The organism is Microlunatus ginsengisoli, from assembly GCF_039537205.1.
In the GTDB taxonomy this organism is placed as follows: domain Bacteria; phylum Actinomycetota; class Actinomycetes; order Propionibacteriales; family Propionibacteriaceae; genus Microlunatus; species Microlunatus ginsengisoli.
The window spans coordinates 50,021-76,023 of record NZ_BAABAB010000003.1; the positions used below are offsets into that span (position 1 = coordinate 50,021).

The following is a 26,003-nucleotide window of genomic DNA, read 5'->3' on the forward strand; positions in this document are numbered from 1 at the left end:
CCGACCGATGCGGTCGGACCAGACCGACCACGGCAGCACCGACAGCGCGACGCCCCAGGTGGCCAGCGAGACCGAGAGCGCCGCCTGGGACGCGTCGATCCGAAGTCCGCGGGCGAGCACCGGAAGCAGGCCCTGAGGTGCGTACAACTGTGCGAAGGTCGCGATCCCGGCCGCGCCGAGGCCGACCAGCAGGCGCCGGTAGGCCACCGTGCCGGCCCGGTAGCCGGACCAGCGACCCCGGAGCCGGTGCGTCGGGTCGATGGCGGTCGTGCTCACCAGGACACGGTAGAAATCGCCGATCGAGACCACAAATGCATCTTTGGCGCAAATCTCATACGATTTTTGAATGGAAGCGTCCGACCTGCAGCGAATCTCACGGTTGCTGCCGATCTTTCTCGCGGTGGCCGAGACCGAGCAGGTCACGGTCGCGGCGTCGGTGCTGCGGATGCCGCAGCCCACGGTCAGCCGAGCGCTGCACTCGCTGGGCGGCCTGATCGGCGCCCCGGTGGTGGAGCGGCGAGGTCGCGGCATCGTGCTGACCGCGGCCGGTCGCGAGCTGCTTCCCTACGCGCAGTCCGCCGTCGACCAGATCGTCGCCGGGGTGGCCGCAGCCGGCCGGACCGACGTCGTGGGACATGGTGAGATCGCCATCGCGTTCCAGAACATGCTCGGCGAGACCGTGGTCCCGGCCCTGATCCGGCGGTTCCGCGAGCGCTTCCCGGCGGTCTCCTTCGGCCTCACCCAGGGCTCGCGGCAGCGCTGCCTGAGCGCGCTGGATCACGGCGACGCCGCCGTTGCCCTGGTCGCGACCCCGCCGCGCCGAGACGATCTGGTCACCCTCCCGCTGTACGAGGAGCCGCTGGTGCTGGTCGTGCCCCGGCATCATCGGCTCGCCGATCGGAGCCGGGTCGGGCTGGACGCGTTCGCCACCGAGGAGCTGATCGCGCTGAAGCCGGGCTACGGCCTGCGGCTCGGCATCGAGGAGCTGTTCGCCGAAACGGACCGTCGACCCCGGATCGCGTTCGAGGCCGAGGACGCCCATACGGCGCGCGGGCTGGTCTCGGCCGGGCTCGGGGTGACCATCGTGCCGTCCTTCCCGCCCGACCCGCAGACCGAGCAGATCCGGATCGACCACCCGAAGGCGGTCCGCACGATCGGCGCGCTGGCCCGCCCGGGCGGCGGGACTCCCTCGGTCCGGGCCTTCGTCGGCTTTCTCCAGACCTCGGGCGCAGCGGTCGCGGTCAGCTCGCTCGGCCCGTACGCCCGACCGCTGGTCTCGCTCCCGGCCTGAGTCCGACGATCAGCCGGCCTGCCGGGCCTGCTCACGGAGCACCCCGAGCACGGCTGCGGCCGCCGGCGTGTGCGCGACGGAGTCCTTGACCACCGCGAAGATCGAGCGAACCGGGACCGGACAGGTGACGGGCACCGCGACCACGCCCGGCGGCAGGTTCCGGGCGCCGAGCCGCGGCAGCACGGTGATTCCGATCCCCGCCGCGACGAACGCGATCGCGGTCGGGTAGTCGTGAGCCTCGACGTGGAACGGCGGGCTGAAGCCGGCCGCGTGGCAGGCGGTGATCAGGTTCTTGCGGCACCAGCCGCGGGCGAAGTCGTTGTCGACCCACCGGTCGCTGGCCAGCGCGGCGAGCTCGACCTCGGTGGCGGCGGCCGAGGGGTGATCCTGCGCCAGCACCGCGACGTAGGGGTCGTCGAGCAGGTGGTGTGCCCTCACCCCGACCTGCTCCCTGCCGGACTGGTCGACCAGGATCTGGATGTCGGGCCGATCGCCCGGACCGGTCGGGACGTCCTCCAGCAGGCTCAGATCCAGCCGCAGTGCGGGGAAGTCGGCGAGCATCGCCGCGACCACCTGCGGCATCCAGGCCGCACCGACCGACGCGAAGTAGGCGATCGACAGCGCGCCCGTCCGGCCGGCACGGAGATCGCCGACCATCGACTCGACCTCGCCGAGCCGGTCCAGCACCCCGTCCACCCGCAGGGCGAGCGCACGCCCGGCGGCCGTCGGCTCGATCCCCCGGCCGACCCGGCTGATCAGGGTGAGCCCGGTCTCGCGCTGCAGCGCGGTCAGGTGCTGGCTGACCGCCGATGGGGTGTAGCCGAGGTTGGCGGCCGCCGCCTGAACGGAGCCGCTGGCGACGACGGAGCGGAACACGCGGAGGCGATGGACGTCCAGCACGCCAGAGATCATACAGTCAGACTGAACTGTCGTGTAGATCAATTTGCTTGTGCTAACGCTACTGGCGGGCGAGCATGGTGGCCGTGACCTCGCTCGCCGATCCGGCCTCCGCCACCCGCCCGAGCCCGACCGCGGCGGGTCCCGGCTGGCGCCCGCTGGTCGCGGCGGCCGTCACGATGGTGCTGTGGGCGTCGGCGTTCGTGGTCATCCGTGGCCTCCGCGACGTGCTGGATCCCGGTCCGATGGCGGTCGGCCGGCTCCTGGTCGGCAGCGTCGTGCTGAGCGCAATCGCGCTCGGCCGCCGAGGCTGGACCCGGCGGCTGCCGCGTGGCCGGGCGTTGGTCCTGATCATCGGCTACGGGGTGCTCTGGTTCGGTATCTACACCGTCGCGGTGAACGCCGCCGGACGTTACCTCGACGCCGGCACGAGCGCGATGCTGGTCAATCTCGCGCCGATCATCGTCGCGGTGCTGGCCGGAACCTTCCTGCACGAAGGCTTTCCTCGCAACCTGGTGCTGGGGCTGGTGATCGCGTTCGCCGGGGTGGCGATCATCGCCGGGGCCACCGCCACCGGTCAGGTCCGACCGACCGGGGTTCTGTTGGCCCTCGCGGCAGCCGCGTTGTACGCCGTCGGCGTGCTGCTGCAGAAGCAGGCGCTGGCCACCGTCGACCCGGTCACCGTCACCTGGCTCGGCGCGCTGGCGGGGGCGGTCGCCACGCTACCGTTCCTGCCCCGACTGGTCAGCCAGGCCGGCGAGAACCCGTGGCCGGTGCTGCCCGGCGTGATCTTCCTCGGCGTCTTCCCGACCGCGATCGCCTTCCTGCTCTGGACGTATGCGTTGTCGAAGACCAGCGCCGGACGGATGGCCGCCTCGAGCTATGTGGTACCGGGTATCGCGGTGCTGCTGTCCTGGATCTTCCTGACCGAGGTTCCCCCCGTGCTGTCGCTGGTCGGCGGCGCGGTCTCGCTGCTGGGCGTGGCGATCACCCGGCTCGGCCCGCGCCGCCGATCGGCTGCGGTCAGGACAGCGGATCGAGGATGATGCCGGCCTCGGCCGGATCACCGCTGTGTATCAGCGACTCCTGGCCGGTGACGTCGTCGAACGCGAAGCCGTAGGCCTTCTTGTCCACCATGTTCGCGTGGATGATCGCCGAGTAGTGGTTGGTCAGATCCGTTCGATAGAAGGATTCCGGGTCGCTCACCGGCTCCGCGGTCGAGGCGCCGAGGGTCCCCCGGTGCAGCGCGGCGCACAGGGTGCGGGCGATCGGGCCGACGACGAGGTCGTTCGGTGCGGCGAGATTCCCGTCGCAGTCCCAGACGTCGGAGGTGCTCGGCCGGGCGAAGCTGGCGACCTGCTTCCCGGCGGTGTCGGTGAAGATCAACTTCCCGCCCGAGCTCGAGCCGAAGAACTTCTTCTCCGGCTCGTGGGCGAACGGCACCACGGTCAGCTTCTTGCCGGAGTAGGACTTCCAGGCCTTGGCGATGTAGTCGTCCAGGTAGTCAGCGGCCAGCAGGCCCGCGTCGGTCGCCTTGCCCGGCGCCAGCACCCGGAGCACCTGGCCGTCGTCGCCGGTGATCACGGTCCGCTCGAAACCCTTGGTGTGCTTGATCGCGTCGATCACCTTCTGCCGGCCCCCGTCCACCAGGTCGCCGGTCTTGTCGGTGCTGCCGTCGCCGGAGGTCACGTTGACTTGGTGCGGGAGCGCGAACTGGTCGACCTGGGATGAGTTCAGCCACAGACCGGCGTCGTTGAAGGTGAACTCGGACCAGTCGAACAGGGTGTCGGCGTTCTTGTCCGAGGGATTCCAGGGTGCCGGCTGCACCAGCCCGTCGGCGACCAGGGAGAAGGCCAGCTTCTGGCCGAACGAGAAGTAGATCCGTCCGGACAGGTTGCGCGGGATCTTCAGCGTGACGGCGGCGCCGTCGTCGGGACCGGCGATCGAGACGTCCGGCGCCGGGGCCGGGTCGTCGCCGCCGGGCAGCGACCACGGGGTGAAGCGGCCCGCGCGGTCGACGTAGCCCAGCTTGTCGGTCTTCAGGTCCACGCCGAGGACGTACAGATAGAGCGGTCCGGACTGCCCGCTGTTGTTCTTCACCCTGACCGGGAGCTGGGCCGGCGCTGCGGCCTGTGCCGTGGAAACGAGCAGGAGCGTGGACAACGCGGTGACGAACGCGGTCAGGACCGCAACCAGCGTGGCGATGACGCCGGGACGCCGAGGGAGCAGATGACGGGAGATGGACATGGCGAACTGACCCTTTCGGGTGGGGGAACAGGTGCAACCGGTCCCGTCACGGCGCACACGCTCCCACATGGGAGGGGCACCGGGCCGGCGGGCCGGACGCGGACGAAACCAGGGGGCCGCGCGGCATACCGCGGGCGGACGGCACGATGGCCGCCACGGTTCAGATGCGCAATCTGCTCCTCTCGTCGATGAGAGCGCTCTCACAAAGTTACTCAAACGTAACCTCGAAATTGATCAAGGTCAACAGATTGCGCCGCGCGTCCCTGGGACGGACCGAAAAACCGGTCGCCGGAACGTTCAGCCGGCTGTCAGAGTCGAGTCATGAGCGTTGCCGCCGCCGGCGTACGGCTGCCGTGACGTGAGGTCCCGGCGCAGGTGCGCCATGCCGTTGCACAGATCGTCGGCGGCGGACCGATCGTGTCCGCGGTCTCGCAGCCGGGCGGGTTCTCGCCCGGGACCGCGGACCGGTTGCGCACCGCCGAGGGCCGACGGGCCTTCGTCAAGGCGGCCAGCCCGGCCCAGAACGAGCACACGCCCGGCATCCATCGAACCGAGGCCCGGGTCGTGGCGGGGCTGCCGGCCAGCCCCCACCTCCCCCGGCTGCTGGGGACGTACGACGACGGCGAGTGGGTGGCCGCGGTCTACGCCGACATCGAAGGAGCGCCACCGGCCATTCCCTGGCGTGTGCGCGAGATCGAGGCGACGGCGGCGGCGCTGACCGCGATCGCCGAGTGTTGTACGCCGAACCCCGTCCCCGGCCTGCGCCCCGAGGATGTCGTCGGGCGCTATCTGGCCGAGGTCGAGCCCGATCGGCTCACCGCCGCGCTGGCGGGTCTGTCTGGATACTTCGTCGATGCGGCCCGGAACCCCCCGCCACGGGGGCTGCCGACCGTGCGGGCGTTCCAGGCCGCCCACGGCGTGTCCACGCTGCGCTGGCTGCGCCGCCGGCTCCGCTGACTCACCCGTCGTCCTCCCACCGCACTCGACGATCCGGCCGTGCTGGAGCAGGACGATCCGCCCTGGACAGCGCGATCCGCTGCTGCTGCCCGACGGAGAGTCCGACGCCACCCGTCCGGCCGGGCGGGTTCTCAACCGGGAGGGGCCGGTCGGCGAGCGGTCAGCGGGGGCCGGGGCCGGGCTGTGCGCCCTGGCTGCCCTGGTCCTGACCGGGGGTGCCGGTGCCGGGCTGGCCGCCGCCGCCCTGCTGGCCGGAACCGCCGAAGCCCCAGCCGTCGTAGCTGTTCTGGCCGTAGACCAGCGAGGCCGGCGGCGCGTCGAACGACGCGAACGGCTTGCCGGCGAGGTACTTCTGCATCGCCGGCTTCCAGATGTCCTGGCCTGCGTCGCCGCTGCCGGAGCCTTCCAGATACAGGCCGGTGGAGGGAACCGTGTAGCCCTTCAGGCCGCGCTGGTAGCCCGACGAGGTCCGGACGAACGGCTTGCGGGTGTTGTCGATGCTGATCATCGCCGCACCGGCCACCTGCGGTGTGTAGCCGACGAACCAGACCGCCGCGTTGCTGTCGATGGTGCCGGTCTTGCCGGCCTCCGGCCGGCCGTCACCGGTCAGCGCGCGCCGCCCGGTGCCTTGCGTCATCACCTTGGACAGCAGGGAGTTCATGGCGTTCGCGACGTCGGTGGAGATCACCCGCTGACAGTTGGCGCTGGTCACCGCCCGGTCCTTGCCGGCACTGTCGGTGATCTTGGAGACGATGATCGGGTCGCAGTGGATGCCGCCCGAGGCGAACGTGGCATACGCCTCCGCCATCGACAGCGGGCTCACCTCGACCGTGCCGAGGGTGAACGAGGGCTTGTCGGCGTAGGAGCTGATCGGCGCGCCGGCCGTGCTCGACTCGACACCCAGCTTCTCCGCCATCTTCGTCACGTCGCACATGCCGACATCCAGGGCCAGCTGGACGAAGTAGGTGTTCACCGAGAACTCCGCGGCCCGGTTCATGTCCATCACGCCGTTGACCCCGGTCGAGTTGCTCACCTGCCAGTTGCCCGACACTTGCTTGGTGCCGTCGCAGCTGGCGAAGCTGGCGCCGGAGAAGTTCATCGTCGGCCGCGCGTCGAACCGCTTGGACAGCGGGATGCCCTTCTCCAGGGCCGCGGCCGCGGTGAACGCCTTGAAGGTCGACCCCGCCTGGAAGCCCTGGGCACCGCCCATGTCCGGCGTGACCGAGTAGTTCCAGTAGGTCTGGCCCTTCTTGGTGTTCGAGCCCATCGCCGGGCGGCTCTGGGCCATCGCCACGATCAGCCCCGTGCCCGGCTCGATCATGTCCATCGCCGCGATCACCGGATCGGTCGCGCCGACGGCCTTGCTGACCTGTTTCTGCACCGTCTTCTGGGTGTCCGGGTCCAGTTTCGTCTCGATGGTCAGGCCGCCGCGCTTGATCTCTTGCTGCCGCTCCTCGACGGTGCTACCGAGGCTCGCCGTCTGCTCGAGCGAGCGGTAGACGTAGTCGCAGACGAAGGGGTACTTCGTGCCCTGGCAACCGTTCACGGTGTTCTTCACCTGGTGCGCGTCGAACTTGGTTGCCTTCGCCTTGGCCACGTCCGCCGGCCGGGCGGTGCCGAGCTCGGACATCCGGTCCAGCACGACGTTGCGGCGGGCGATGCCGGCGTCGGGGTTGGTCACCGGGTCGTAGCCGTTCGGGTTCTGGACCAGGCCCGCGAGCATCGCCGCCTGAGGCAGGGTCAGCTTCGCCGCGGTGGTGCCGAAGTAGTGCTCGGCGGCGACCTCGATGCCGTAGGCGCCGTCGCCGTAGTAAGCGATGTTGAGGTAGCGCTCGAGGATCTCGTCCTTGGACAGCGTCTTCTCCACCGAGATCGCGTAGCGCAGCTCGCGGATCTTGCGGTCATAGCTGGTCGAGGTGGCCTCCTCGACCGCTGCCTGGTCGCCGCTTTGCTTGGCCGCCTCGACCTGGACCATCTTCACGTACTGCTGGGTGAGGGTCGATCCGCCCTGGGTGACACCACCCGCGAACAGGTTGGTGATGAAGGCGCGGGCCGTGCCCTGCGCGTCCAGCGGGCCGTGCTCGTAGAACCGGTGGTCCTCGATCGAGACGATCGCCTGCCGCATCACCGGCGCGATCTCGTCCAGGCCGACGTACACCCGGTTCTCGTCGTAGAAGTAGGCGAGCACGTGGCCGTTGGCGTCCAGCACCTCGCTGCGCTGGCTCTGCGCCGGCGGGTCGAACGCGATCGGCAGGTCGGCGAGCCCGTTCTCGGCCGCCTTCGCCCCCGCCGCCGCACCGCCGACCGCCGGCAGCGCGATCGCCGCGACCAGCAGCCCGCACAACGCGCTGATCAGCACGAAGAGGCCGCTCGCGCGGGCAACCGCGAGCGGCCGACGGGCAGTGCGTTGGCGTGGAGATCTCATCAACTAGGCCAACCCCGAGACGGCACGATCAGTTCCCGATCCGGGCTGTGATCTGTTCTGGTGACCTGGGTCGCCATCGGCGAGGCTACGCTGGCGGCGTGCCCAGGACGATCGCCACGAACACCACCGTCGGCCTCGACGAGCTGCTCGAGTTCGTCCGTCCGCGCCACCACCTGCTGCTCGCCACCACCCGTGCCGACGGGCGGCCACAGCTCTCCCCGGTGACCGGTGGGGTGGACGCCGCCGGCCGGATCGTCATCTCGTCCTATCCCGGACGGGCCAAGACGACCAACGCCGAGCGGGACCCCCGGGTGTCGGTCTGCGTGTTGTCCGACGACTTCGGCGGGGCCTGGGTGCAGGTCGACGGCGACGCCGAGGTGTTGCACATGCCCGACGCCGAGGACGGTCTGGTGGACTACTTCCGCTGCATCTCCGGCGAGCATCCGGACTGGGCGGAGTATCGAGCGGCGATGCGCGTGCAGAACAAGTCGCTGATCCGGATCACGATCACCAGGTGGGGCCCGATCGCGACGGGTGGCTTCCCCGCCGATGTCGCCGCCCGGCTGGACGGCTGAGACCCGCTCAGTCCTTCTCCCGCAGTTCCAGCCCGACCTGATCGGCGTCGATCTGGTTGAGCGCCCGTTCCAGCACACCGAACGGGTACGTCCCCAGGTCGCGGATCCGCAACAGCTCGTCCCGCTGAGCGTTGAGCAGCTCGATCCGCAGCGCGCGCCGCTCGCTGCGCTGGTCCGGCGTCTCCGCGAGCGGTCCGTCCCGGCCGAGACCGTCCAGGATGGTCCGGGCGGTCTGCAGGGTCTCGGCGGTGTAGGACTGCCCGTCCGGCCGGCGCAGCTCCGGGTCGTCCAGCCGAGCCGACGCCGCCTGGACCAGGTCGGCGCGCAGTGCCGCCGGGGTGTCCGGATCGCCGTTGCCGTGGTGGGCGAACCCGAGCCGGCGAGCCAGCCAACCGAGGGTGCCGCCCTGGATGATCAGGGTGCCCGCGGCCACCACGAACGCGATCAGGACCAGCAGGGCCCGCTGCGGAACGTCACTGTCCAGCGACTGGGCGGCCGCGAGGGTGACCGCGCCCCGCATCCCCGCCCAGACCAGGATGGCGCCCTCCCGCCAGCCCAGACGCTGGGCAGCGAGGTAGTCGAGGTCGGCCAGCCCGCGCGTCACCCGGACGCCGATCTGCTCGACCCGCCGCTGACGTCGCTCGGCATGTTCGGGACTGGTGTCGGACGGGCCGCGAGGGGGCGCGGACTCGATCATGGAGATCCGGTCCTGGATGGTCTCCATCCGGATCCGGGACCGGGCGGCGGCGCGCTCGCGCCGGGCCAGCGCCCACAGCGAGAGGGTGATGAACGCAGCGCGGACGGCGATGATCGCGACGCCGGCCACCGCCGCGACCAGCACCGCCCCGGAGACGCTGCCGTGCTCCGCGGTCACCTCGTCGATCACGGTGTGCATCTCCAGGCCCATGATCAAGAAGATGAAGCTCTCCAGCAGGAGCTCGAGGGTGCGCCAGACGGCTCGCTCGGTGATCCGGTCCTCGGGACGGAGATACTTCGGCGCTCCGTGGCCGGTCACCAGCCCGGCCGTCACGGCGGCCACCAAACCGGACGCGCCCAGGTGCTCGGCCGGCAGGAAGGCGACGAACGGGACGACCAGCGAGACGGCGACGCTGGAGGTCGCCTGGCGCAGCCGGGCGCGAACCCTCAGGTTGAGCCGGCCAACGACGAAACCGATCGCCACCGCGACCAGCACGGCGTAGAGGAAGTCCACCAGCACGTGCCGCCAGACGATCGTCACGCCGACCGCGGCCACCGCCGAGCGGAGCAGGACCAGGGCGGACGCGTCGTTGAGCAGGCTCTCCCCCTCCAGCACGGTGACGATCCGCGACGAGACCCCGGCCTTGCGCACGATAGCCGTGGCGACGGCGTCGGTCGGGCTGATGATGGCCCCGAGGGCAATCGCGAGCGGCAGGCCGATGCCGGGGATCAGCCGGTTCACCAGCAGGCCGACCACGATCGCCGACACGAAGACCAGCACCACCGACAGGCCGGAGATGATCCGGAAGTCCCGCCGGAACTCCATCGTCGGCATGCTGACCGCGGCCGAGTACAGCAGTGGGGGCAGCACGCCGCCGAGGATCACCTCCGACGGCACGTCGACCGTGCCGGTGATCCGGAGGTAGCTGACGATCACCCCGAGCAGCACCAGCAGCAGCGGCGACGCGATGCCGATCCGGGGTGCCAGCGCGTTCACGCCCACCACAGCCAGCACCCCGAGGACCACGACGATCAGCAGATCCATGGGGAGCATTCTGCTCAGCCACGAATCGGCACTCGGGTGCTACTCCACTGCGAGCACCGGTCCGAGCAGGGCGCCGCCGTCGACGACCAGCTCCGAGCCCGTGGTGTAGGTGGCGTCGACCGCGAGATAGAGCACGGCTCGGGCCACCTCGTCGGGTTCACCGATCCGAGGGATCGCCTGGCCGGCATACAGCGAGTCGGGCAGGCCGGCGGTCATCGGCGTACGGATGGGTCCGGGGTGGATCGAGTTGATCCGGACGCCGGTGCCGGCGAAGTCCATCGCGGCGGCCTTGGTCAGCCCACGGACGCCCCACTTCGAGGCGACGTAGCCGGCCAGTCCGGCATAGCCCATCATGCCCGCCGTCGAGGAGATGTTGATCACCACGCCGCCGCGGCTCCGGGTCCGCATGCCCGGCAGCACGGTGTGCATGCCGAGGTAGACACCGGTCAGGTTCACGTCGACGATCCGGCGGAAGTCCGCCGGCGACATCTCCTCGATCCCGCCGAAGATCGCGATCCCGGCGTTGTTGACCAAGATGTCGACCCCACCGAGCCGGTCCGCGACCGCGACCGCGTCAGCCCACTGCTCCTGCTGGGTGACGTCGAGGTGGACGTACGTCGCCCGTTCGCCCAGCTCCTCCTGCAACGCCTTGCCCTCGTCGTCCAGCAGGTCGCCGAACACGACGCCGGCTCCTTCCGCGACGAGGCTCCGCACCTGGGCCTCGCCCAGTCCGCGAGCGCCTCCGCTGACCAGCGCGACCTTGCCGCTCAACCGACCCATGATCGTCCTCCTCCTCGAGTGATCTCGTCATCGACGCTAGGCGCGGTCGCTGCGTCACAGCAGAGGCAGAGGTCCCGGCACGCACGTCTGATGGCTCACACTCCAGGCGGTGCAGCCGGCCCGATCAGCGCAGCGCGGTGCTGGCCAGGTCGGCGCTGACCGCGCCCGCGGTCTCGATCACCCGGTCGCGAAGCTCCGCCGGCCGCTCCGGACTGGTGGTGGAGACGTTGATCGCGGCCACCACCCGGCGGTCGGCGTCGCGGATCGGGGCCGCGAGCGAGTACAGCCCGGCCTCCAGCTCCTGGTCGACCTCGGCCCAGCCCTGCTCGCCGACCGTCCGCAGGATCGCCCGCAGCGCGGCCTCGTCGTGCACGGTCCGCGGGGTCGGCGGGGTGAGGTCGGCGGCCACGAAGTAGGAGTCCAGCTCGTCCGGGGTCAGTGCGGCCAGCAGCACCCGGCCCATCGAGGTCGCGAACGCCGGGAAGCGGGTGCCGACCGCGATCCCGACGGTCATGATCCGCCGGGTCGACACCCGGGCGACGTAGACGATGTCGGTGCCGTCCAGCACGGCCGCCGAGGTCGACTCGCCGATCTCGGCGGAAAGCCGTTCCAGGTGCGGCTGGGCGAGCTTGGGCAATCCGAACCCGGACAGGTATGCCGTGCCGAGCCGCAGCACGTGCGGGGTGAGCTCGAACAGCCGGCCGTCGGTGCGGACGTAGCCCAGCTCGGCGAGGGTGTGCAGGAAGCGGCGGGCCGCCGCCCGGCTGAGCCCGGCGGCGACGGCCACCTCGCTCAGCGTCATCCGGGGTCGGTCGGCGTTGAAGGCGGTGATCACCTGCAGGCCGCGGGCCAGCGACTGGACGAACTCCTCGGCCACCGGTCAGTCCCCGTCACCGAGCACGCGCAGGGCCAGGTCGAGCCGGGACCGCAGCGCGTCGACGCCGATCCCGAAGGTCTCGGTGACGACCGCTCCGCCGGGTCCGACCAGCACCGTCGCGACGTCGGTATAGATCCGGCTGACGCAGCCGACCCCGGTCAGCGGATAGCTGCAGGCCGGCACCAGTTTGGGCTCCCCCGACTTGGTGAACATGGTCATCATCACGAACACGTCCTTCGCCCCGATGGCGAGATCCATCGCGCCGCCGACCGCCGGGATCGCGTCCGCCGCCCCGGTGTGCCAGTTCGCCAGGTCGCCGTGCTCGGAGACCTGGAACGCGCCGAGCACGCAGACGTCGAGGTGGCCGCCGCGCATCATCGCGAACGAGTCGGCGTGGTGAAAGTAGGCCGTGCCGGGCAGCTCGATCACCGGCACCTTGCCGGCGTTGATCAGGTCCGGGTCGATCTCGTCGCCGACCGCCTCCCGGCCCATGTTCAGCATGCCGTTCTCGGTGTGCAGCACGACCCCGGACTCGGGTGTCAGGTAGTTGGCCACGGTCGTCGGCTGGCCGATGCCGAGATTCACGTACGACCCCGCGGGGATCGCGGCGGCCACCGCCTCGGCGATCTCGTTCTTGCTGCGTGGGCCGCGGTCCAGGTGCTCGACGGTGTCCGTGCTCATGCCGACTCCTCGTTGCGCGCGCTCAGGTCGACGATCCGGTCGACGTAGATGCCGGGGGTGATCACGGTCTCCGGGTCGATCTCGCCGGTCTCGACCACCCGGCGGACCTCGGCAATGGTGGTCCTCGCGGCGGTCGCCATCACCGGTCCGAAGTTGCGGGCCGTCTTGCGGTAGGTCAGGTTGCCCATCCGATCACCGACGTATGCCCCGATCAGCGCGACGTCGCCCTTGATCGGATACTCCAGGACGTACGTCCGGCCGTCGATCTCGCGGACCTCCTTGCCCTCGGCCAGGGGCGTGCCGACGCCGGTCGGGCAGAAGAAGGCGCCGATCCCGGCCCCGGCGGCCCGCATCCGCTCGGCCAGGTTGCCCTGCGGCACGACCTCGAGCTCGATCTTGCCGGCCCGGTAGAGGCCGTCGAAGACCCAGGAGTCGGTCTGCCGCGGGAACGAGCAGATCACCTTGCGGACCTGGCCGGCGGCCAGCAGCGCCGCCAGCCCGGTGTCACCGTTGCCCGCGTTGTTGTTCACCACGGTCAGATCCGTGGCACCCTGCCGGATCAGCGCGTCGATCAAGGTGACCGGCATGCCGGCCATCCCGAAGCCACCGATCAGCACGGTCGAGCCGTCGGCGACGTCGGCGACCGCCTGATCGGCCTTCTCGAAGATCTCCACCCGGCTCACGCCCGGGCTCCTTCGGAGTCGAGATTCTCCACCACCACGGCCAGCGCCTGGCCGACGCCGATACAGATCGCCGCGACGCCCCAGCGCTGCCTTTCGGTGATCAACCGCTTGACCAGGGTGCCGAGGATGCGGCCGCCGGAGGCGCCGAGTGGGTGCCCGATGGCGATCGCCCCGCCGCGGGCGTTGACGATCTCGGGGTCGATCCCCCAGGCATCCAGGCAGGCCAGCGACTGCACCGCGAATGCCTCGTTCAGCTCGACCGCACCGACGTCGTCCCAGTCGATCCCGGCCCGGCGAAGCGCGGCGTTCGCCGCCTCGACCGGGGCGAACCCGAACAGCTGTGGCTCCAGCGCGAACGCTCCCCGACCGGCGATCCGAGCCAGTGGCTCCGAGCCGATGGTGGTCGCCGCCGCCTCGGACCCGAGCAGCACCGCGGAGGCGCCGTCGTTCAGCGAGGACGCGTTGCCGGCCGTGATCGTGCCGCCGGGCCGGAAGGCGGGCTTCAACGTCGCCAGCGTCTCGGGCGTGCTGCCCGGCCGGATCGTCTCGTCCCGGGACAGCTCGGCGCCCGGCACCGCGACCACGAGATCGTCGTAGAAGCCGTCGCTCCAGGCGGCATCCGCCAGCCGGTGTGACCGGGCCGCGAACTGGTCCTGGCGCTCGCGGGAGATGCCGAACTTCTCCTGCAACTGCTCGTTGCACTCCCCCAAGCTGACGGTCCACTCCGAGGGCATCCGCTTGTTCACCAGGCGCCAGCCGAGCGTCGTCGACACCGCGCTGAGATCGCCGGCCGGATAGGCCCGGGACGGCTTCGGCAGCACCCAGGGTGCGCGGGTCATCGACTCGACCCCGCCGGTCAGCACGATCTCGGCGTCACCGGTCTCGATCGTCCGCGATCCGATCATGGCGGCATCGAGGCTGGAGCCGCACAGCCGGTTGACCGTGGTCGCCGGGATGCTCACCGGGAGCCCGGCCAACAGCACGGCCATCCGGCCCACGTTGCGGTTCTCCTCGCCGGCGCCGTTCGCGTTGCCCCAGACCACCTCGCCGACGTCGCTCGGATCGAACCGAGGGACCTTCGCGAGCAGCCCGGTCAGCGCCGCTGCCGCGAGATCGTCGGGTCGGACCTCGGAGAGGGCGCCGCCGAGCTTGCCGAACGGGGTGCGGGCGGCGGCGTACAGATAGGCGGGTGTCATCGGCGACCTTCTCCTGGAGTCTGGCTTGCGTTCGCTCTGCGAACACCTGTTCTTCCTGCGAACACAGTTTAGGATCGATCGCAGCGGCGGGTCAACCGGAGGAACGTGTGATGTCGTACGCATTCGGCGCCGAGATCTGGACCTGGGCGGGGCCCGCGCCCTGGTCGAGTTGAGCTGGAGCTGCGCCCGAAGGGCGCGCCCTGATCGTCATGGCGACCGGTGCTCGAGCTGCGTGCGGATCCGCGCGCGGCGAGTCCCCAGGCGGTGGGCCATGCCCCGGTCGGCTGCGCCGGTCAGAACGCGTGCCGCCGGCGGAGCGGCCGCGGCCGCCCGTCTGGATCGTGCACGACCCGGTACATCGGCAGCGCCCAGGCTCGGGTCAGCGCTGAGATGGTCAGTTTTCGAAGCGTCCGCAGCCTCCCCGGCGGCCGATCACCCCGACAGTCGTTGTCCCGCCAGGCCTGCAGCGCAGCCGCGGCCGAGGAGAACGCCTCGAACATCCCTTCGGGAGCGACGCAGTCGGCCATCACGTCGAGCAGCAGCCGATCGTCCAGGTCCGCCGGCGCCCGACCCGTCTCCAGGACGGAGATGTCCCCGGGATAGTCGTCCGGTCCCAGGCGGCGATCGAGATGCTCGGCTGCCAGGGTGAGCCGCAGCCGGCGGGCGTAGGTGCTGTGGTCGCCGCCGGCGCTGTCGAGGACGACCGCGGAGAGCTCTGAGTCGTGCGTCCACGATCGGCGGTTGAAGTTGTCGGACCCGATCGTGGCCCACCAGTCGTCGATTACGCAGACCTTGGCGTGAACGTAGACCGGAAGCCCCCGGTGGTTCTCCAGGCCATAGACGGCGACCCGATCGCCGCCGGCCTCGATCAGCCGGGAGACGGCATCGTGCCGGCCGAGTTCTTGCGGCACCCGCGACAGCGCTCCGGACTGGTCGGGCAGGTGCGGCAACACCGCGATGACCCGGAGCTCCGGTTTCGATCGGAGCGCATCGGCGAACGTCGCCGCGATCTCGGGTGACCAGAGGTACTGGTCCTCGATGTAGATCAGCCGCTCCGCTCGTGCGAGCGCCTTGCTATAGCCGCGGGCGACGCTGCGCTCGCCGCCGCGGGCGAACGGATAGTCCCGCCCGTGGCGCAGGTTCGGATATGTCCGCAGCAGCTGGACGGTGTGCGTCCCGCCCGGCACCGGTTTCGGCGGCGGCGCCTGCACCGGCAACGGGTCCGGCGACAGGTCGTCGCCGGAGAGCCGGTCACGCAGCCGGCGGACCGGGCTACGGCTCAGCGGTGTCGGGTCGGTCCAGCGCTCTCGGAAGACCGTCTCCACGTCGTACACCGCCGGACCCGAGATGGCGGCCTGGATGTCGTGCCAGGCCGGTGTCGGCCCGTACGCCTTCGCCATCGACTGAGCCTGCGGATCGCCCTCGTGCCGTGGGTCGTCGCGGCGGGAGTGACACAGGTCGATCCCGCCGACGAAGGCGATGTCGCGATCGGGCCGGCCGGCGTAGCGGATCACGACCAGCTTCTGGTGGTGCGATCCGCCCGTCCGCACCCGCATGTCGAGCAGCGCCTCCGCGCCGTCGGCCTGCAACTGCTCGCCGGTCTGCCGGTTCTCCGCGCCCGAGAAGGAGAACTTGTCCCAATGCGACCGCCAGATCAGCCCGCGGACGTCGACGCCGCGACGATCGGCGGCACCCAGCAGTGCGACCATGGTCGACCCGGGCTCGTCGGTGAGCCGCTCGTCCGGGTCCCCACGCCAGTCGGTGAACAAGATCAGGTCGCCCGCCCTGGTGCCCGCAATGCAGTCGGCCAGCTCGGCGAAGTAGCTGGCGCCGTGCACCAGCGGACGGACGTGATTGCCCACCGACCAGGCCTGTTGCCCTGGGTGCACGTCGTCGATCGTGGTCTGCGCATTCCCGCGCTCGGACTTGGTCAGCAGCCAGTCGTCGGGAGACATTCGACCGTCGGACACGATCTCACTGTATTGCGGGCCCGCTGGAAAGGACGCAGGCTCGGGCAGGTCACGCGTCGTCGAGCTCGGCGAAGACCCGCTGGGCGATCCGGAACGCGGTGTTGGCGTCGGGCACGCCGCAATAGATCGCCGACTGCAGCATCACCTCCGCGATCTCCTCGCGGCTCAGCCCGTTGCGCAACGCCGCGCGCAGGTGCATGGCCAGCTCCTCGTGGTGCCCGCGCGCGATCAGTGCGGTCAGCGTGATCATCGAGCGGCTGCGCCGGTCCAGGCCCGGCCGGGTCCAGATCGTGCCCCAGGCGTACGTCGTGATCAGCCGTTGGAAGTCCGAGGTCAGCTCGGTGATCGCCGACTCGGCCCGGTCGACGTGATCATCGCCCAGCACCTCGCGCCGCACCACCATCCCCGCGTCGTACGTCGCCTGCAGCGTGTCGGACGGACCCCGCTGGTCGGGGCCGGTGCGGTGCGGGCGACCGGACACGTGCTCGTCGATCAGCTCGGCCACCACCTCGGGCGCCTCGGCCGCCGCCAGGTGCGCCACCTGGTCCAGGATGATCAACTGACCGTTCCGCACGCCGAGTGCGATCTCCTCCAGCAGCGCCGGCGGAGTGGCCGCGTCCTCGTCCCCGGCGATCGCCAGCACCGGCGCGTCGATCTCGACCAGCCGATCCCGGACGTCGAAGCCGGCCAGCGCCTCGCAGACCTGGGCGTACCCCTCCCGATCTGCGTCCTGCAAGGCATGCAGCAGACCGGTGGCCACCTCGGGATGGCGCGACAGGAAGCCGTCGGCGAACCAGCGCTCGGCCGAGGACGAGATCATCACCGGGGTGCCCGAGCGGCGCACCCTCTCCGCGCGCTCGTGCCAACCGCTCGGCTCGCCGATCTTCGCGCCGGTGCAGAGCAGGGCGGCGGAACAGACCCGGTCCGGATGGTCCAGCAGCAGCTGCAGCCCGACGGCGCCGCCGACCGAGTCCCCCGCGTAGCAGAAGCTCCCACCCGGCTCGGACCGTTCGGCCAGCACCCCGTCGACCAGACCGAGCACCCCCTCGGCCAGCTCGGCCAGGGTGAAGCCGGCGCCGACGTTCCTGTTCCGGCCGTGCCCGGGCAGATCCCAGGCCACGAGGTGATAGCGGTCCGCGAGCCTGGCCGCGACCAGCGACCACAGCGCGGTCGACGACGTCCCCAGCGACGGACCCAGCACGAGCAACGGTCCGGCGTCGGACTCGCTCAGCTGGACACCGGTGATGCGCGGGATGGTCACGTCGTCTCCTCCAGCAGGCGACGTCCACGACGGACCGCGGCGTGGACGAACAGGGTGCTGGCACCACGGTAGTCCGGATCGGGCTCTCCCCGGACGAGTTCGATCATGGATCGCTGCTCGGCGCGGACGCCCTCGGCGGCAGCCAGGTTGGCCGCCATCCGCTCGCCGTCGATCCGGAGGCCGGCGAGCAGCTCGGTGGTCTGCGCCGTCGCGGTGACGGACCGCCGGCCGAGGTCGCGCAGCGCCGCCCACTCGGCGTGCCAGGCGCCGTCCGGACGCTGGTCGACCGCCGTCGCGGCGGCGAGGTGGACGACCGAGGCCTGCGCGGGCGCCGCGAGAGCGGCGCGGCGGATCAGCACCGACAGCGCCGGGTTCCGCTTGTGCGGCATGGTCGAGGAGCCACCGCCCGTCCCCTCGGCCAGCTCCCCGATCTCCGGCCGGGACAGGGTCGCGACGTCCGCCGCCAGGTGTCCACAGGCGTCGGTGCAGCCGACCAGCGCGTCCGCGACCCGGGTGAGCGGCGCCCGGGCGACGTGCCACGGCGGCCGCGCCGCGAGCCCGAGCCGGGCCGCGGTCGACTCGATCAGCCGCCACGACACCTCGGCCGGCCGATCCAGGCCGCGCAGCCGGGCCAGCTCGGTCGAGGCGGCCAGGGTGCCGGCCGCGCCGCCGAGCTGGACCGGCAGCGTCGGCAGCAGCGCGGCGACCGCCTCCGCCGCGTCGGCGATGCCGGTCAGCCAGCCGGTCGCCGTGACGCCGAACGTGATCGGCACCGCGTGCTGGGTCAGGGTCCGCCCGACCTGCGCTGCGTCGCCGTGGGTCTCGATGATCATGATCAGGGTCTGCAGCTGCCGGCGCTGCTCGCCGGCGATCCGGTGCAGCGTGTCGCGCAGGCACAGCATCAGTCCGGTGTCGATCACGTCCTGGCTGGTCAGGCCGCGATGCAGCCACCGGGCCGGCTCCACCGGCAGCCGGCGGCGCAGCAGCGCGACCAGCCCGATCGCCGGGTTGCCACCGGACTCCGCGCCGGTCGCGATCGACGCCACGTCGTCGGCGCCGATCAGGCCGGAGACGGGATGCTGCGCCGCTGCCGGCGCGACCCCCGCTTCGACCAGCGCCGCTAGCCAGGCCGCCTCGACCGACTCCATGGCAGCGAGCCAGGCGGCGTCGCTCAGCAGCGACCCGGCGCGCTCGTCGCCGGGCCAGAACAGGTCACTCACCGGGTCAGTGTCCCGGGTAGCGCAGGAAGACCGTCTCCCGTTCCCCCTGCAGCCGGATGTCGAAGCGGTAGCCGGTCGGCTCGGCGACGGCGATCAGCGTGGCCCGCTCGTCCGGATCGAGCGAGCTCAGCAGCGGATCGGCGTCCAGCGCCGCACTGTCCTCGGGCAGATACGCGCGGGTGAAAAGCCGGTTGGTCAGCCCGCGGGCGAAGATCGTGATCATGAACAGCGCCGGCCGGCCCGGTTCCGTCGGTCCCGGCCGGACGGTGCTGAACGTGTAGTGGCCGGCCCAGTCCACCGAGGCACGGCCCCAGCCGGTGAACGTCCAGCCGTCCCGGTCCAGCGAACCCTCTGCCTGCACCACCGTGCCGTCCTCGTCGGCCTGCCAGAGCTCGAGCAGGGCATCGGGGATCACATCCCCAGCGCCGTCGTACACGGTGCCGTGCAGGCGGATCGCCCGCGCCGAACCCGGCGGGACGAGCTCGTCACCGCCGACGTACGGCAGGGCGTAGCCGAAGAACGGGCCCACGGTCTGGCCAGGCGTCGGGACGAGCCCCGGTGTCCGGTCGGCCATCAGTGCTCGTCTCCCTCGTCCTCGGTCCAGGTCCGCTGGCTACCGGTCAGCACGATGTCCCAGCGATAACCCGTGGCCCATTCGTGCTGGGTGACGTCGTGGTCGTACGTCGCCACCAACCGATCACGTGCGCCGGCATCGACGATCGACTGATAGATCGGGTCCAGCGCGAACAGCGGATCGCCCGGGAAGTACATCTGGGTGATCATCCGCTGGGTGAAGTCGGTGCCGAACAGCGAGAAGTGGATGTGGGCCGGACGCCAGGCGTTGTGATGGTTCTTCCACGGATACGGGCCCGGCTTGATCGTGGTGAACCGGTATTCCCCGTCCGGACCGGTCAGGCAGCGGCCGACCCCGGTGAAGTTCGGGTCGATCGGAGCCGGGTGCTGGTCGCGCTTGTGGATGTAGCGGCCGGCCGCATTGGCCTGCCAGATCTCCACCAACTGGCTCCGCACCGGCCGCCCGTCGCCGTCGACGATCCGGCCGGTGACCACGATCCGCTCACCGATCGGCTCGCCGCCGCCCTGGATGGTGAGGTCCGCCTCCAGTGCGTGCACGTCACGGTGACCGAAGCACGGCGCCCATAGCTCGATCGTCTCCGGGTCGGCGTGCCGCAGGTCCTTGGTCGGGTGCCGCAGGATGCTGCTGCGATAGGGCGGATAGTCGTAGCGCGGTTGCAGCTCCGTGCCGCCGGAGCGAGCGTAGTCGGCGATGATCTGCTCGATCTCCGCGCTCAGCTGTCCCTGGGTCGCGCTCGCGCTGTCCGGGTCGCTCGGCACCGGGTGATCGAAGGACTCCGAGGATGCGGAGGTGAGAGGCGTCGTTGTCGTCACGTCTGGACTGTACGAGACCTGGTCCACTCAGACCACCATCCCTTCTGCTCGGTGGAAGGAATCGCCGGCCCTCAGTCGGAGACCAGCACGCCGCGGGTGCGGACCGCGGCGGACCGGCGGGTGCCGAGCTCGGCGGTCGGCACGTCCCTGGTCTCCCGGGCGGTCGCTGCCGAGATCGCGGCGATCGCGGCGATCACAGCCGTGAAGATCGCGGTGACCACCCAGCCGCCGGGCTGGACCCCGCCCAGCGCGGTGACGATGGTCGGTGCGAAGCCCGCCATCATGAAGCCGACCTGGGTGCCCAGCGCGACGCCGGAGAAGCGGACCTTCGTGCTGAACATCTCGCCGTAGAACGACGGCCAGACGGCGTTCGCCGCCGCGTACCCGCAGGAGAACGTGGCCACCGCGAGGGCGAAGGTCAACAGCTCGTTGCCGGCGCTCATCGACAGCAGGTAGAACGGCATCATCACCGCCGAGGAGATCGCGCCGTAGATGAAGACCGGCTTGCGACCGATCTTGTCGGCCAGCCGGCCGAACAGCGGCTGGGTGATCATCGCGAACGCGTTCGCGACGACGACCAGCCAGAGCGTGATCGCGGCGTTCAGGCCGACCGTCTTGCCGTAGGCGATGGCGAGGTTGCCGAACACGGTGGAGACCGCGGCGATGAAGGCACAGCAGATCACCCGGAGCACGTCACGCCAGTGCTCCTTCAGCAGCGGGACGATCGGCAGCTTCGCGATCTCGCCGTGCTTCTTGGCCTCGACGAAGGTCGGGGTCTCGTGCAGGGAGCGCCGGATGACGTAGGCGACCACGACCACCAGCGCGCTGAGGAAGAACGGGATCCGCCAGCCCCAGCTGTAGCGGGCCGCCTCGGGCATCGCGACCACTGGGATCAGCGCGAACGCGGCGAGGATCTGGCCGCCCTGAGTGCCGGTCAGGGTCCAGGAGGTGAAGAAGCTGCGCCGGTCGTCCGGCGCGTGCTCCAGCGTCAGCGAGCTGGCGCCCGCCTGCTCACCGGAAGCGGAGAGGCCCTGCGCCACCCGGCAGAGCACCAGCAGTGCCGGCGCCCACCACCCGATCTGCGCGTACGTCGGCAGCAGGCCGATCGCGAACGTGGCCACCCCCATCAGCACCAGGGTGAACATCAGCACCTTCTGCCGGCCGATCCGGTCACCGTAGTGCCCGATGAAGATCGCGCCGATCGGGCGGGCGATGTAGGCGATGCCGAACGTCGCGAATGACATCACCAGCGCCGAGGCGTCGGAGTCGGGGAAGAACACGTGCGGGAAGATCAGTGCGGCGGCGGAGCCGAACAGGAAGAAGTCGTAGTACTCCACGGCGCTGCCCATGAAGCTGGCCAGGGCCGCCTTGCGGGGCGTCCGGCCGACGGTGCCGGCGGATGGGGCTGAGCTCGACATCGAACCCTCCTTTGGGTTGACGTGATCGGGTGGGGGCGTGGACTGCGATCGGTGCGCTGCCCTCAGCGGGCTTCGGCACCGAGCAGCCGGGTGAAGCTGTCGAACATGCGGTCGACGTCCGGGCTGCGCCCGGTGACCAGGGCGAACGTGTCGGCCGCCTGGTGAACGGCCATGTGGCCGCCGTTCAGGGTGCGGCAGCCGGCGTCGCGCGCGGCCTGCAGCAGAGCGGTGTCCAGTGGGCGGTAGACGATGTCGGCGACCCACAGCTGGGCGTGCAACAGGGCCGGATCGAGCGGAAGGCCGGGATGGTCGGCCATCCCGGTCGGCGTGCAGTGCACCAGCCCGTCGCTGGCCGGGACGAGAACGGACAACTTGTCCGGCTCGCTCGCGTCGACCCGAGCGCCCGGGAACCGGTCGGCCAGGCTGTGGGCCAAGGCGCCGGCCCGGGCCGGATCGACGTCGACGATGGTGAGGTGCTCGGTGCCCTGCGAGAGCAGCGCATCGGCCACCGCACTGCCCGCGCCGCCGGCGCCGAGCTGAACGACCTCCGCGGTGCCGGCGCCGGGCAGCCCGGTGCGGAAGGCGGTGCCGAAACCGCTGGTGTCGGTGTTGTAGCCGATCGCTCCGCGCTCGGTGAAGATCACGGTGTTCACCGCGCCGAGCCGCTCGGCGCGCTCGTCCAGCGCGTCGAGCTCGGCGACGACCAGCTGCTTGCATGGATGGGTGATGTTGAGCGCGTCGTAGCCGAGGGTGCGAGCCGAGCGGACCAGGCGGCCGACCTCGGTCGGTGCGATGCCCAGCTCGGCGATGTCGATCGTCCGGTAGACGTAGTCCAGTCCCAGCGCCTTCGCCTCCGCCATGTGCATCGGCGGGGTCAGTGACGGCCCGATGCCGGCCCCGATCAACCCGACCAGGTAAGGCTGCTGCGGCATCCAAACCACCTCCCGAACATCCGTGTCCGTCGCGAACTGCCGCTAATGTACTAACCGGTACGTACGTACGTCAAGCGTTGCGTGTCACGACCGCGCAGCCTTTGTTGCAACTTCGCGCGAGTTCACCCCAGTTCGCTCGTCGAGCAAGACGCGCGAACAAGGTCGAACCCGAGCGAAGTCGGACGGGCCGGCGGGGCGCGCAGCGAGGGTTAGCCGAGCGCAGCTATTCAACCGGTGAGCCAGCCGACGACCACGTCGCCGATCATGGTGCGCAGATGGTCGCGGTTCTCCGGCGCGCCGAGGTCGCGACCGAACAGGAAGCCGAAGGTGTGCCGGTTGGCGACCTGGAACACGCAGTACGAGCTGATCACCAGGTGGACGTCGAGGGCGTCCACGTCCTCGCGGAACTCCCCCGCCGCCCGGCCTCGAGCCAGCACATCGTCCAGCACGGTCACCGCCGGAGCGGCGGAGGTCCGCAAGCCGTCCAGGCGCTTGATGAACTCGCCCCGGTGGATGTTCTCGATCGAGACCAACCGGATGAACTCAGGGTGCGAGACGTGGTGGTCGTAGGTCAGTTCGGCCAGCCTCCGGACTGCCTCCACCGGGTCGAGGTGGCCGACGTCCAGCGCCTGCTCGGCCTGCCGGATGCCGCGGTAGGCGTGGTCGAGCACCGACAGGTAGAGCTGTTCCTTGCCACCGAAGTAGTAGTAGATCATCCGTTTGGTGGTGCGCGTCTGCTCGGCGATCTCATCCACCCGGGCGCCGGAGTACCCGTCCTCGGCGAAGACCCTGGTGGCCACCGCGAGCAGTTCGGCCCGGGTGCGCTCGGCATCGCGCTGGCGTTCGGGGCGCTCCGACGGCGCGGCGCTGGTGGTCACGAGCACGAGCGTACCGATCGTGCGACCGAAGGACTATCCAGTTCGTACAAGTTAATGTACTGTCCAGTACATTAGTCGGCTAGCGCGCCGGAGAGGATCGAACCGATGCGAACGTCCATTGCCACGGTCTGTCTCAGCGGCAGCCTGACCGAAAAGCTGCGCGCCTGCGCCGCGGCCGGCTTCGACGGGGTGGAGATCTTCGAGCCGGACCTGGTCGCCGCGATCCAGAGTCCGGAGGAGATCCGGGCGCTAGCCGAGCGTCTCGGCCTGAGCCTCGACCTCTACCAGCCGTTCCGCGACGCCGAGGGCGTGACGGAGCAGGTGATGGCGACCAACCTGCGCCGGGCCGAGGCCAAGTTCCGGCTGATGAACCGGCTGGGGATCGACCTGATGCTGGTCTGCAGCAACGTGGCGACCGCGAGCCTCGACTCCGACGAGGTCTCCGCCGATCAGCTCGGCCGGCTGTCCGACCTGGCGGCGACGTACGGCATCCGGTTGGCGTACGAGGCCCTGGCCTGGGGCCGCTACGTCAGTGACTACCGCCGCGCCTGGCACATCGTCCGGCGGGCCGATCGGGCCAATCTCGGGGTGTGCCTGGACAGCTTCCACATCTTGTCGCGCGGTCACGACCCGGCCGCTATCGAGAACATCCCGGCCGACAAGATCTTCTTCCTCCAGCTTGCCGACGCACCCTCGCTGTCCATGGACGTGTTGTCCTGGAGCCGGCATCATCGGCTGTTCCCGGGCGAGGGTTCCTGGGACCTCGGCGCGTTCGTCGGGCACGTCGCCGCGGCCGGATATACCGGGCCCCTCTCGCTCGAGGTCTTCAACGACACGTTCCGGCAGACCGATCCGATCCGCACGGCTGCCCACGCGCGCCGGTCGCTGGCCTGGGTCGCCGATCAGGCCGCCCGGTGGCTGGAGCGCGCCGACGGCGATCGCACCGGCGGGCCGACCTCGCTCCCCCGGCTCACCGACGCCGCGTCGCCCACCGGCGTCGACTTCGTGGAGATCAAGGCCGAGAACACCGGCGCGCTCGAGGAGCTGCTGGGCCGGCTCGACTTCGGCTTCCGCGGGCGGCACCGGACCAAGCCGGTCACCTTGTGGTCCGCCGGCGAGGCGCGGGTGATCTTGAACGAACAGCGGGCCCGCGATCAGGTCCCGCACCTGGCGGCGGTCGGGTTCGTCGTTCCCGAGGCCAAGGCAGCGCTGGCCCGGGCCGGCGAGCTCGGAGCTAACCCGGTGCATCGGCGCACGTACGCCGGCGAGGTCGAGCTGAGCGCGGTCCGCGCGCCGGACGGGACGGAGATCTTCCTGGACGAGCCCAGCGCGACCGAGCGGGGCTGGATGGCGGAGTTCGAGCACGGCGAGCCGGGGTCGGAATGCCTGATCACCGGTGTCGATCATGTGAACCTGGTCCAGCCGTGGCAGGACTTCGACGAGGCGGTTCTCTTCTACACCAGCGTTCTGGGCCTGACCGCCGCGCCGTCGACCGAGGTCGCCGGTCCGCGCGGGCTGGTCCGCAGCCAGGTGATGCGGACCTGCGACGGCTCCGTCAGGCTGCCGCTCAACGTGGCACCGGCCATCCTCGACCACGCGGTGCTGCCGCAGCACATCGCGTTCTCGTGTACCGACGTCGCCGCCCTCGCCGAGCGCGCCCGCAGTCAGGGGCTGCCGTTCTTGCCGGTGCCGGGCAACTACTACGAGGACCTCGCCGCCCGCTACGACCTGTCGTCGGACTCGATCGAGCGGCTGCGCGGTTTGAACCTGCTGTACGACCGGGACGGATCGGGCGAGTTCGTGCACTTCTACACCGGCACGATCGGCGAGGTGTTCCTGGAGTTCGTGCAGCGTCGTGGCGGCTACGACGGCTACGGAGCAGGCAACGCACCGGTCCGGCTGGCGGCCCAGGGCGGCTAGAACCGGCTCGGGTCTCCGGTGCCGACCCGGACGATCTCCGGCTCGCCGGAGGAGAAGTCCACCACCGTCGTCGGCGTCGACCCGGTCTCGCCGGAGTCGATCACCGCGTCCAGCACGTGGTCGAGCTCCTCCTTGATCTGCCAGCCTTGGGTCAGCGGCTCCTCCTCGCCGGGGAGCAACAACGTGCTCGACAGCAGCGGCTCACCGAACTCGGCCAGCAGGGCCTGCGCCACCACGTGCTCGGGGATCCGCACCCCGATGGTCCGCTTCTTCGGGTGCAGCACCCGGCGTGGCACCCCTCGATCGGCCGGCAGGATGAAGGTGTAGCCGCCGGGCGTCGCTGCCTTCACCGCCCGGAAGACGGCGTTGTCCAGGTGCACGAGCTGACCGAGCTGGGCGAAGTCGTGGCAGACCAGGGTGAAGTGGTGCTTGTCGTCGAGGTGCCGGATAGCGCGGATCCGGTCCAGTCCGTGCTGGTTGCCCACCCGGCAGCCGAGGGCATAGCAGGAGTCGGTCGGATAGGCGATCAGCCCGTCGGCGCGGAGGATCTCCACGACCTTGTCGATCAACCGGAGCTGCGGATTCTCCGGGTGGATGTCGAAGTAGCGCGCCACAGGGGCAGCGTAGGCCACGACGAAGCGGCCGGG

General features: G+C 70.6%; 23 protein-coding genes and 1 pseudogene. 5 read left to right on the plus strand and 19 right to left on the minus strand.

The window, feature by feature from the left end; genetic code table 11:
* A pseudogene (locus ABD747_RS01505) lies at positions 1-276 on the minus strand (MFS transporter); the annotation flags it as partial.
* 70 nt (positions 277-346) lie between these two features.
* Here ABD747_RS01505 and ABD747_RS01510 point away from each other — a divergent pair.
* The gene (locus ABD747_RS01510) at positions 347-1,291 is read left to right on the plus strand and encodes a LysR family transcriptional regulator (RefSeq protein WP_344801301.1); all 945 of its coding nucleotides are present in this window, start codon (positions 347-349) and stop codon (positions 1,289-1,291) included.
* Positions 1,292-1,300: 9 nt separating this feature from the next.
* Here ABD747_RS01510 and ABD747_RS01515 read toward each other — a convergent pair whose 3' ends face one another.
* Complete coding sequence (locus tag ABD747_RS01515; RefSeq protein ID WP_344801302.1) at positions 1,301-2,203, minus strand: LysR family transcriptional regulator; 903 nt, start codon at positions 2,201-2,203, stop codon at positions 1,301-1,303.
* Between the two features lie 71 nt (positions 2,204-2,274).
* Here ABD747_RS01515 and ABD747_RS01520 point away from each other — a divergent pair, with 71 nt between their 5' ends.
* Positions 2,275-3,234, plus strand: coding sequence for a DMT family transporter (locus ABD747_RS01520; protein ID WP_344801303.1), 960 nt, complete (start codon positions 2,275-2,277; stop codon positions 3,232-3,234).
* On the opposite strand, the gene ABD747_RS01525 is transcribed toward ABD747_RS01520, so the two are convergent.
* The gene (locus tag ABD747_RS01525) at positions 3,212-4,435 is read right to left on the minus strand and encodes a beta-1,3-glucanase family protein (RefSeq protein WP_344801305.1); all 1,224 of its coding nucleotides are present in this window, start codon (positions 4,433-4,435) and stop codon (positions 3,212-3,214) included. The genes ABD747_RS01520 and ABD747_RS01525 overlap by 23 nt on opposite strands.
* Before the next feature lie 375 nt (positions 4,436-4,810).
* On the opposite strand from ABD747_RS01525, the gene ABD747_RS01530 reads away from it, so the two are divergent.
* The gene (locus ABD747_RS01530) at positions 4,811-5,392 is read left to right on the plus strand and encodes a hypothetical protein (RefSeq protein WP_344801306.1); all 582 of its coding nucleotides are present in this window, start codon (positions 4,811-4,813) and stop codon (positions 5,390-5,392) included.
* A gap of 160 nt (positions 5,393-5,552) precedes the next feature.
* Here ABD747_RS01530 and ABD747_RS01535 read toward each other — a convergent pair whose 3' ends face one another.
* On the minus strand, positions 5,553-7,751 hold the full coding sequence (locus tag ABD747_RS01535; protein ID WP_344801307.1) for a transglycosylase domain-containing protein: 2,199 nt from the start codon (positions 7,749-7,751) through the stop codon (positions 5,553-5,555).
* Between the two features lie 164 nt (positions 7,752-7,915).
* Between ABD747_RS01535 and ABD747_RS01540 the strand changes: the two genes are divergently transcribed.
* Entirely contained in the window at positions 7,916-8,392 is a 477-nt protein-coding gene (locus ABD747_RS01540; protein ID WP_344801308.1) for a PPOX class F420-dependent oxidoreductase, read from the plus strand.
* 7 nt (positions 8,393-8,399) lie between these two features.
* Here ABD747_RS01540 and ABD747_RS01545 read toward each other — a convergent pair whose 3' ends face one another.
* The 14 genes from ABD747_RS01545 to ABD747_RS01610 all read right to left on the minus strand — a co-directional run bounded on the left by ABD747_RS01545 (position 8,400) and on the right by ABD747_RS01610 (position 23,436).
* The gene (locus ABD747_RS01545) at positions 8,400-10,133 is read right to left on the minus strand and encodes a cation:proton antiporter (RefSeq protein ID WP_344801309.1); all 1,734 of its coding nucleotides are present in this window, start codon (positions 10,131-10,133) and stop codon (positions 8,400-8,402) included.
* A 39-nt stretch (positions 10,134-10,172) separates the two neighbouring features.
* Positions 10,173-10,913 carry an SDR family NAD(P)-dependent oxidoreductase gene (locus tag ABD747_RS01550; RefSeq protein ID WP_344801310.1) on the minus strand — a complete coding sequence of 247 codons (741 nt, stop codon included), beginning with the start codon at positions 10,911-10,913 and terminating at the stop codon, positions 10,173-10,175.
* Between the two features lie 124 nt (positions 10,914-11,037).
* Positions 11,038-11,790 (minus strand): IclR family transcriptional regulator domain-containing protein, encoded by a 753-nt coding sequence (locus tag ABD747_RS01555; RefSeq protein ID WP_344801311.1) that lies wholly within the window; start codon positions 11,788-11,790, stop codon positions 11,038-11,040.
* A gap of 3 nt (positions 11,791-11,793) precedes the next feature.
* Positions 11,794-12,471 (minus strand): 3-oxoacid CoA-transferase subunit B, encoded by a 678-nt coding sequence (locus tag ABD747_RS01560; RefSeq protein ID WP_344801312.1) that lies wholly within the window; start codon positions 12,469-12,471, stop codon positions 11,794-11,796.
* Positions 12,468-13,154, minus strand: a complete 687-nt coding sequence (locus ABD747_RS01565) for a 3-oxoacid CoA-transferase subunit A (protein ID WP_425562462.1) — start codon at positions 13,152-13,154, stop codon at positions 12,468-12,470. Before ABD747_RS01565 ends, ABD747_RS01560 begins: the two co-directional genes overlap by 4 nt.
* Positions 13,151-14,350, minus strand: coding sequence for a thiolase family protein (locus ABD747_RS01570; RefSeq protein ID WP_344801313.1), 1,200 nt, complete (start codon positions 14,348-14,350; stop codon positions 13,151-13,153). Before ABD747_RS01570 ends, ABD747_RS01565 begins: the two co-directional genes overlap by 4 nt.
* 293 nt (positions 14,351-14,643) lie before the next feature.
* Positions 14,644-16,320 carry a phospholipase D family protein gene (locus ABD747_RS01575; protein ID WP_344801314.1) on the minus strand — a complete coding sequence of 559 codons (1,677 nt, stop codon included), beginning with the start codon at positions 16,318-16,320 and terminating at the stop codon, positions 14,644-14,646.
* 49 nt (positions 16,321-16,369) lie between these two features.
* Positions 16,370-17,581, minus strand: coding sequence for a bifunctional 3-oxoadipate enol-lactonase/4-carboxymuconolactone decarboxylase PcaDC (pcaDC, locus tag ABD747_RS01580; protein ID WP_344801315.1), 1,212 nt, complete (start codon positions 17,579-17,581; stop codon positions 16,370-16,372).
* Positions 17,578-18,801 (minus strand): lyase family protein, encoded by a 1,224-nt coding sequence (locus ABD747_RS01585; RefSeq protein WP_344801316.1) that lies wholly within the window; start codon positions 18,799-18,801, stop codon positions 17,578-17,580. The genes pcaDC and ABD747_RS01585 overlap by 4 nt, the downstream gene beginning before the upstream one ends.
* A 4-nt stretch (positions 18,802-18,805) precedes the next feature.
* Positions 18,806-19,375 carry a protocatechuate 3,4-dioxygenase subunit alpha gene (gene pcaG, locus ABD747_RS01590; RefSeq protein WP_344801317.1) on the minus strand — a complete coding sequence of 190 codons (570 nt, stop codon included), beginning with the start codon at positions 19,373-19,375 and terminating at the stop codon, positions 18,806-18,808.
* Positions 19,375-20,208 carry a protocatechuate 3,4-dioxygenase subunit beta gene (gene pcaH, locus ABD747_RS01595; RefSeq protein WP_344801318.1) on the minus strand — a complete coding sequence of 278 codons (834 nt, stop codon included), beginning with the start codon at positions 20,206-20,208 and terminating at the stop codon, positions 19,375-19,377. Before pcaH ends, pcaG begins: the two co-directional genes overlap by 1 nt.
* Before the next feature lie 71 nt (positions 20,209-20,279).
* Entirely contained in the window at positions 20,280-21,626 is a 1,347-nt protein-coding gene (locus ABD747_RS01600) for an MFS transporter (protein ID WP_344801319.1), read from the minus strand.
* A gap of 62 nt (positions 21,627-21,688) precedes the next feature.
* Positions 21,689-22,558: a shikimate dehydrogenase gene (locus ABD747_RS01605; protein WP_344801320.1), complete on the minus strand. Its 870-nt coding sequence runs from the start codon at positions 22,556-22,558 to the stop codon at positions 21,689-21,691.
* Positions 22,559-22,785: 227 nt separating this feature from the next.
* Positions 22,786-23,436: a TetR/AcrR family transcriptional regulator gene (locus ABD747_RS01610; protein ID WP_344801321.1), complete on the minus strand. Its 651-nt coding sequence runs from the start codon at positions 23,434-23,436 to the stop codon at positions 22,786-22,788.
* Between the two features lie 105 nt (positions 23,437-23,541).
* On the opposite strand from ABD747_RS01610, the gene ABD747_RS01615 reads away from it, so the two are divergent.
* Complete coding sequence (locus ABD747_RS01615; protein WP_344801322.1) at positions 23,542-25,356, plus strand: bifunctional sugar phosphate isomerase/epimerase/4-hydroxyphenylpyruvate dioxygenase family protein; 1,815 nt, start codon at positions 23,542-23,544, stop codon at positions 25,354-25,356.
* On the opposite strand, the gene ABD747_RS01620 is transcribed toward ABD747_RS01615, so the two are convergent.
* On the minus strand, positions 25,353-25,970 hold the full coding sequence (locus tag ABD747_RS01620) for an L-threonylcarbamoyladenylate synthase (RefSeq protein ID WP_344801323.1): 618 nt from the start codon (positions 25,968-25,970) through the stop codon (positions 25,353-25,355). The two genes, ABD747_RS01615 and ABD747_RS01620, sit on opposite strands and share 4 nt — an antisense overlap.
* Positions 25,971-26,003 lie beyond the last annotated feature (33 nt).

What these genes read in the sequence shown, in the direction of transcription:
- ABD747_RS01510 (WP_344801301.1), top strand. Translation starts at nt 347, where the DNA reads ATGGAAGCGTCCGACCTGCAGCGAATCTCACGGTTGCTGCCGATCTTT.
- ABD747_RS01515 (WP_344801302.1), bottom strand. Translation starts at nt 2,203, where the DNA reads ATGATCTCTGGCGTGCTGGACGTCCATCGCCTCCGCGTGTTCCGCTCC.
- ABD747_RS01525 (WP_344801305.1), bottom strand. Translation starts at nt 4,435, where the DNA reads ATGTCCATCTCCCGTCATCTGCTCCCTCGGCGTCCCGGCGTCATCGCC.
- ABD747_RS01545 (WP_344801309.1), bottom strand. Translation starts at nt 10,133, where the DNA reads ATGGATCTGCTGATCGTCGTGGTCCTCGGGGTGCTGGCTGTGGTGGGC.
- ABD747_RS01550 (WP_344801310.1), bottom strand. Translation starts at nt 10,913, where the DNA reads ATGGGTCGGTTGAGCGGCAAGGTCGCGCTGGTCAGCGGAGGCGCTCGC.
- ABD747_RS01560 (WP_344801312.1), bottom strand. Translation starts at nt 12,471, where the DNA reads ATGAGCACGGACACCGTCGAGCACCTGGACCGCGGCCCACGCAGCAAG.
- ABD747_RS01570 (WP_344801313.1), bottom strand. Translation starts at nt 14,350, where the DNA reads ATGACACCCGCCTATCTGTACGCCGCCGCCCGCACCCCGTTCGGCAAG.
- pcaG (WP_344801317.1), bottom strand. Translation starts at nt 19,375, where the DNA reads ATGGCCGACCGGACACCGGGGCTCGTCCCGACGCCTGGCCAGACCGTG.
- ABD747_RS01600 (WP_344801319.1), bottom strand. Translation starts at nt 21,626, where the DNA reads ATGTCGAGCTCAGCCCCATCCGCCGGCACCGTCGGCCGGACGCCCCGC.
- ABD747_RS01605 (WP_344801320.1), bottom strand. Translation starts at nt 22,558, where the DNA reads ATGCCGCAGCAGCCTTACCTGGTCGGGTTGATCGGGGCCGGCATCGGG.
- ABD747_RS01615 (WP_344801322.1), top strand. Translation starts at nt 23,542, where the DNA reads ATGCGAACGTCCATTGCCACGGTCTGTCTCAGCGGCAGCCTGACCGAA.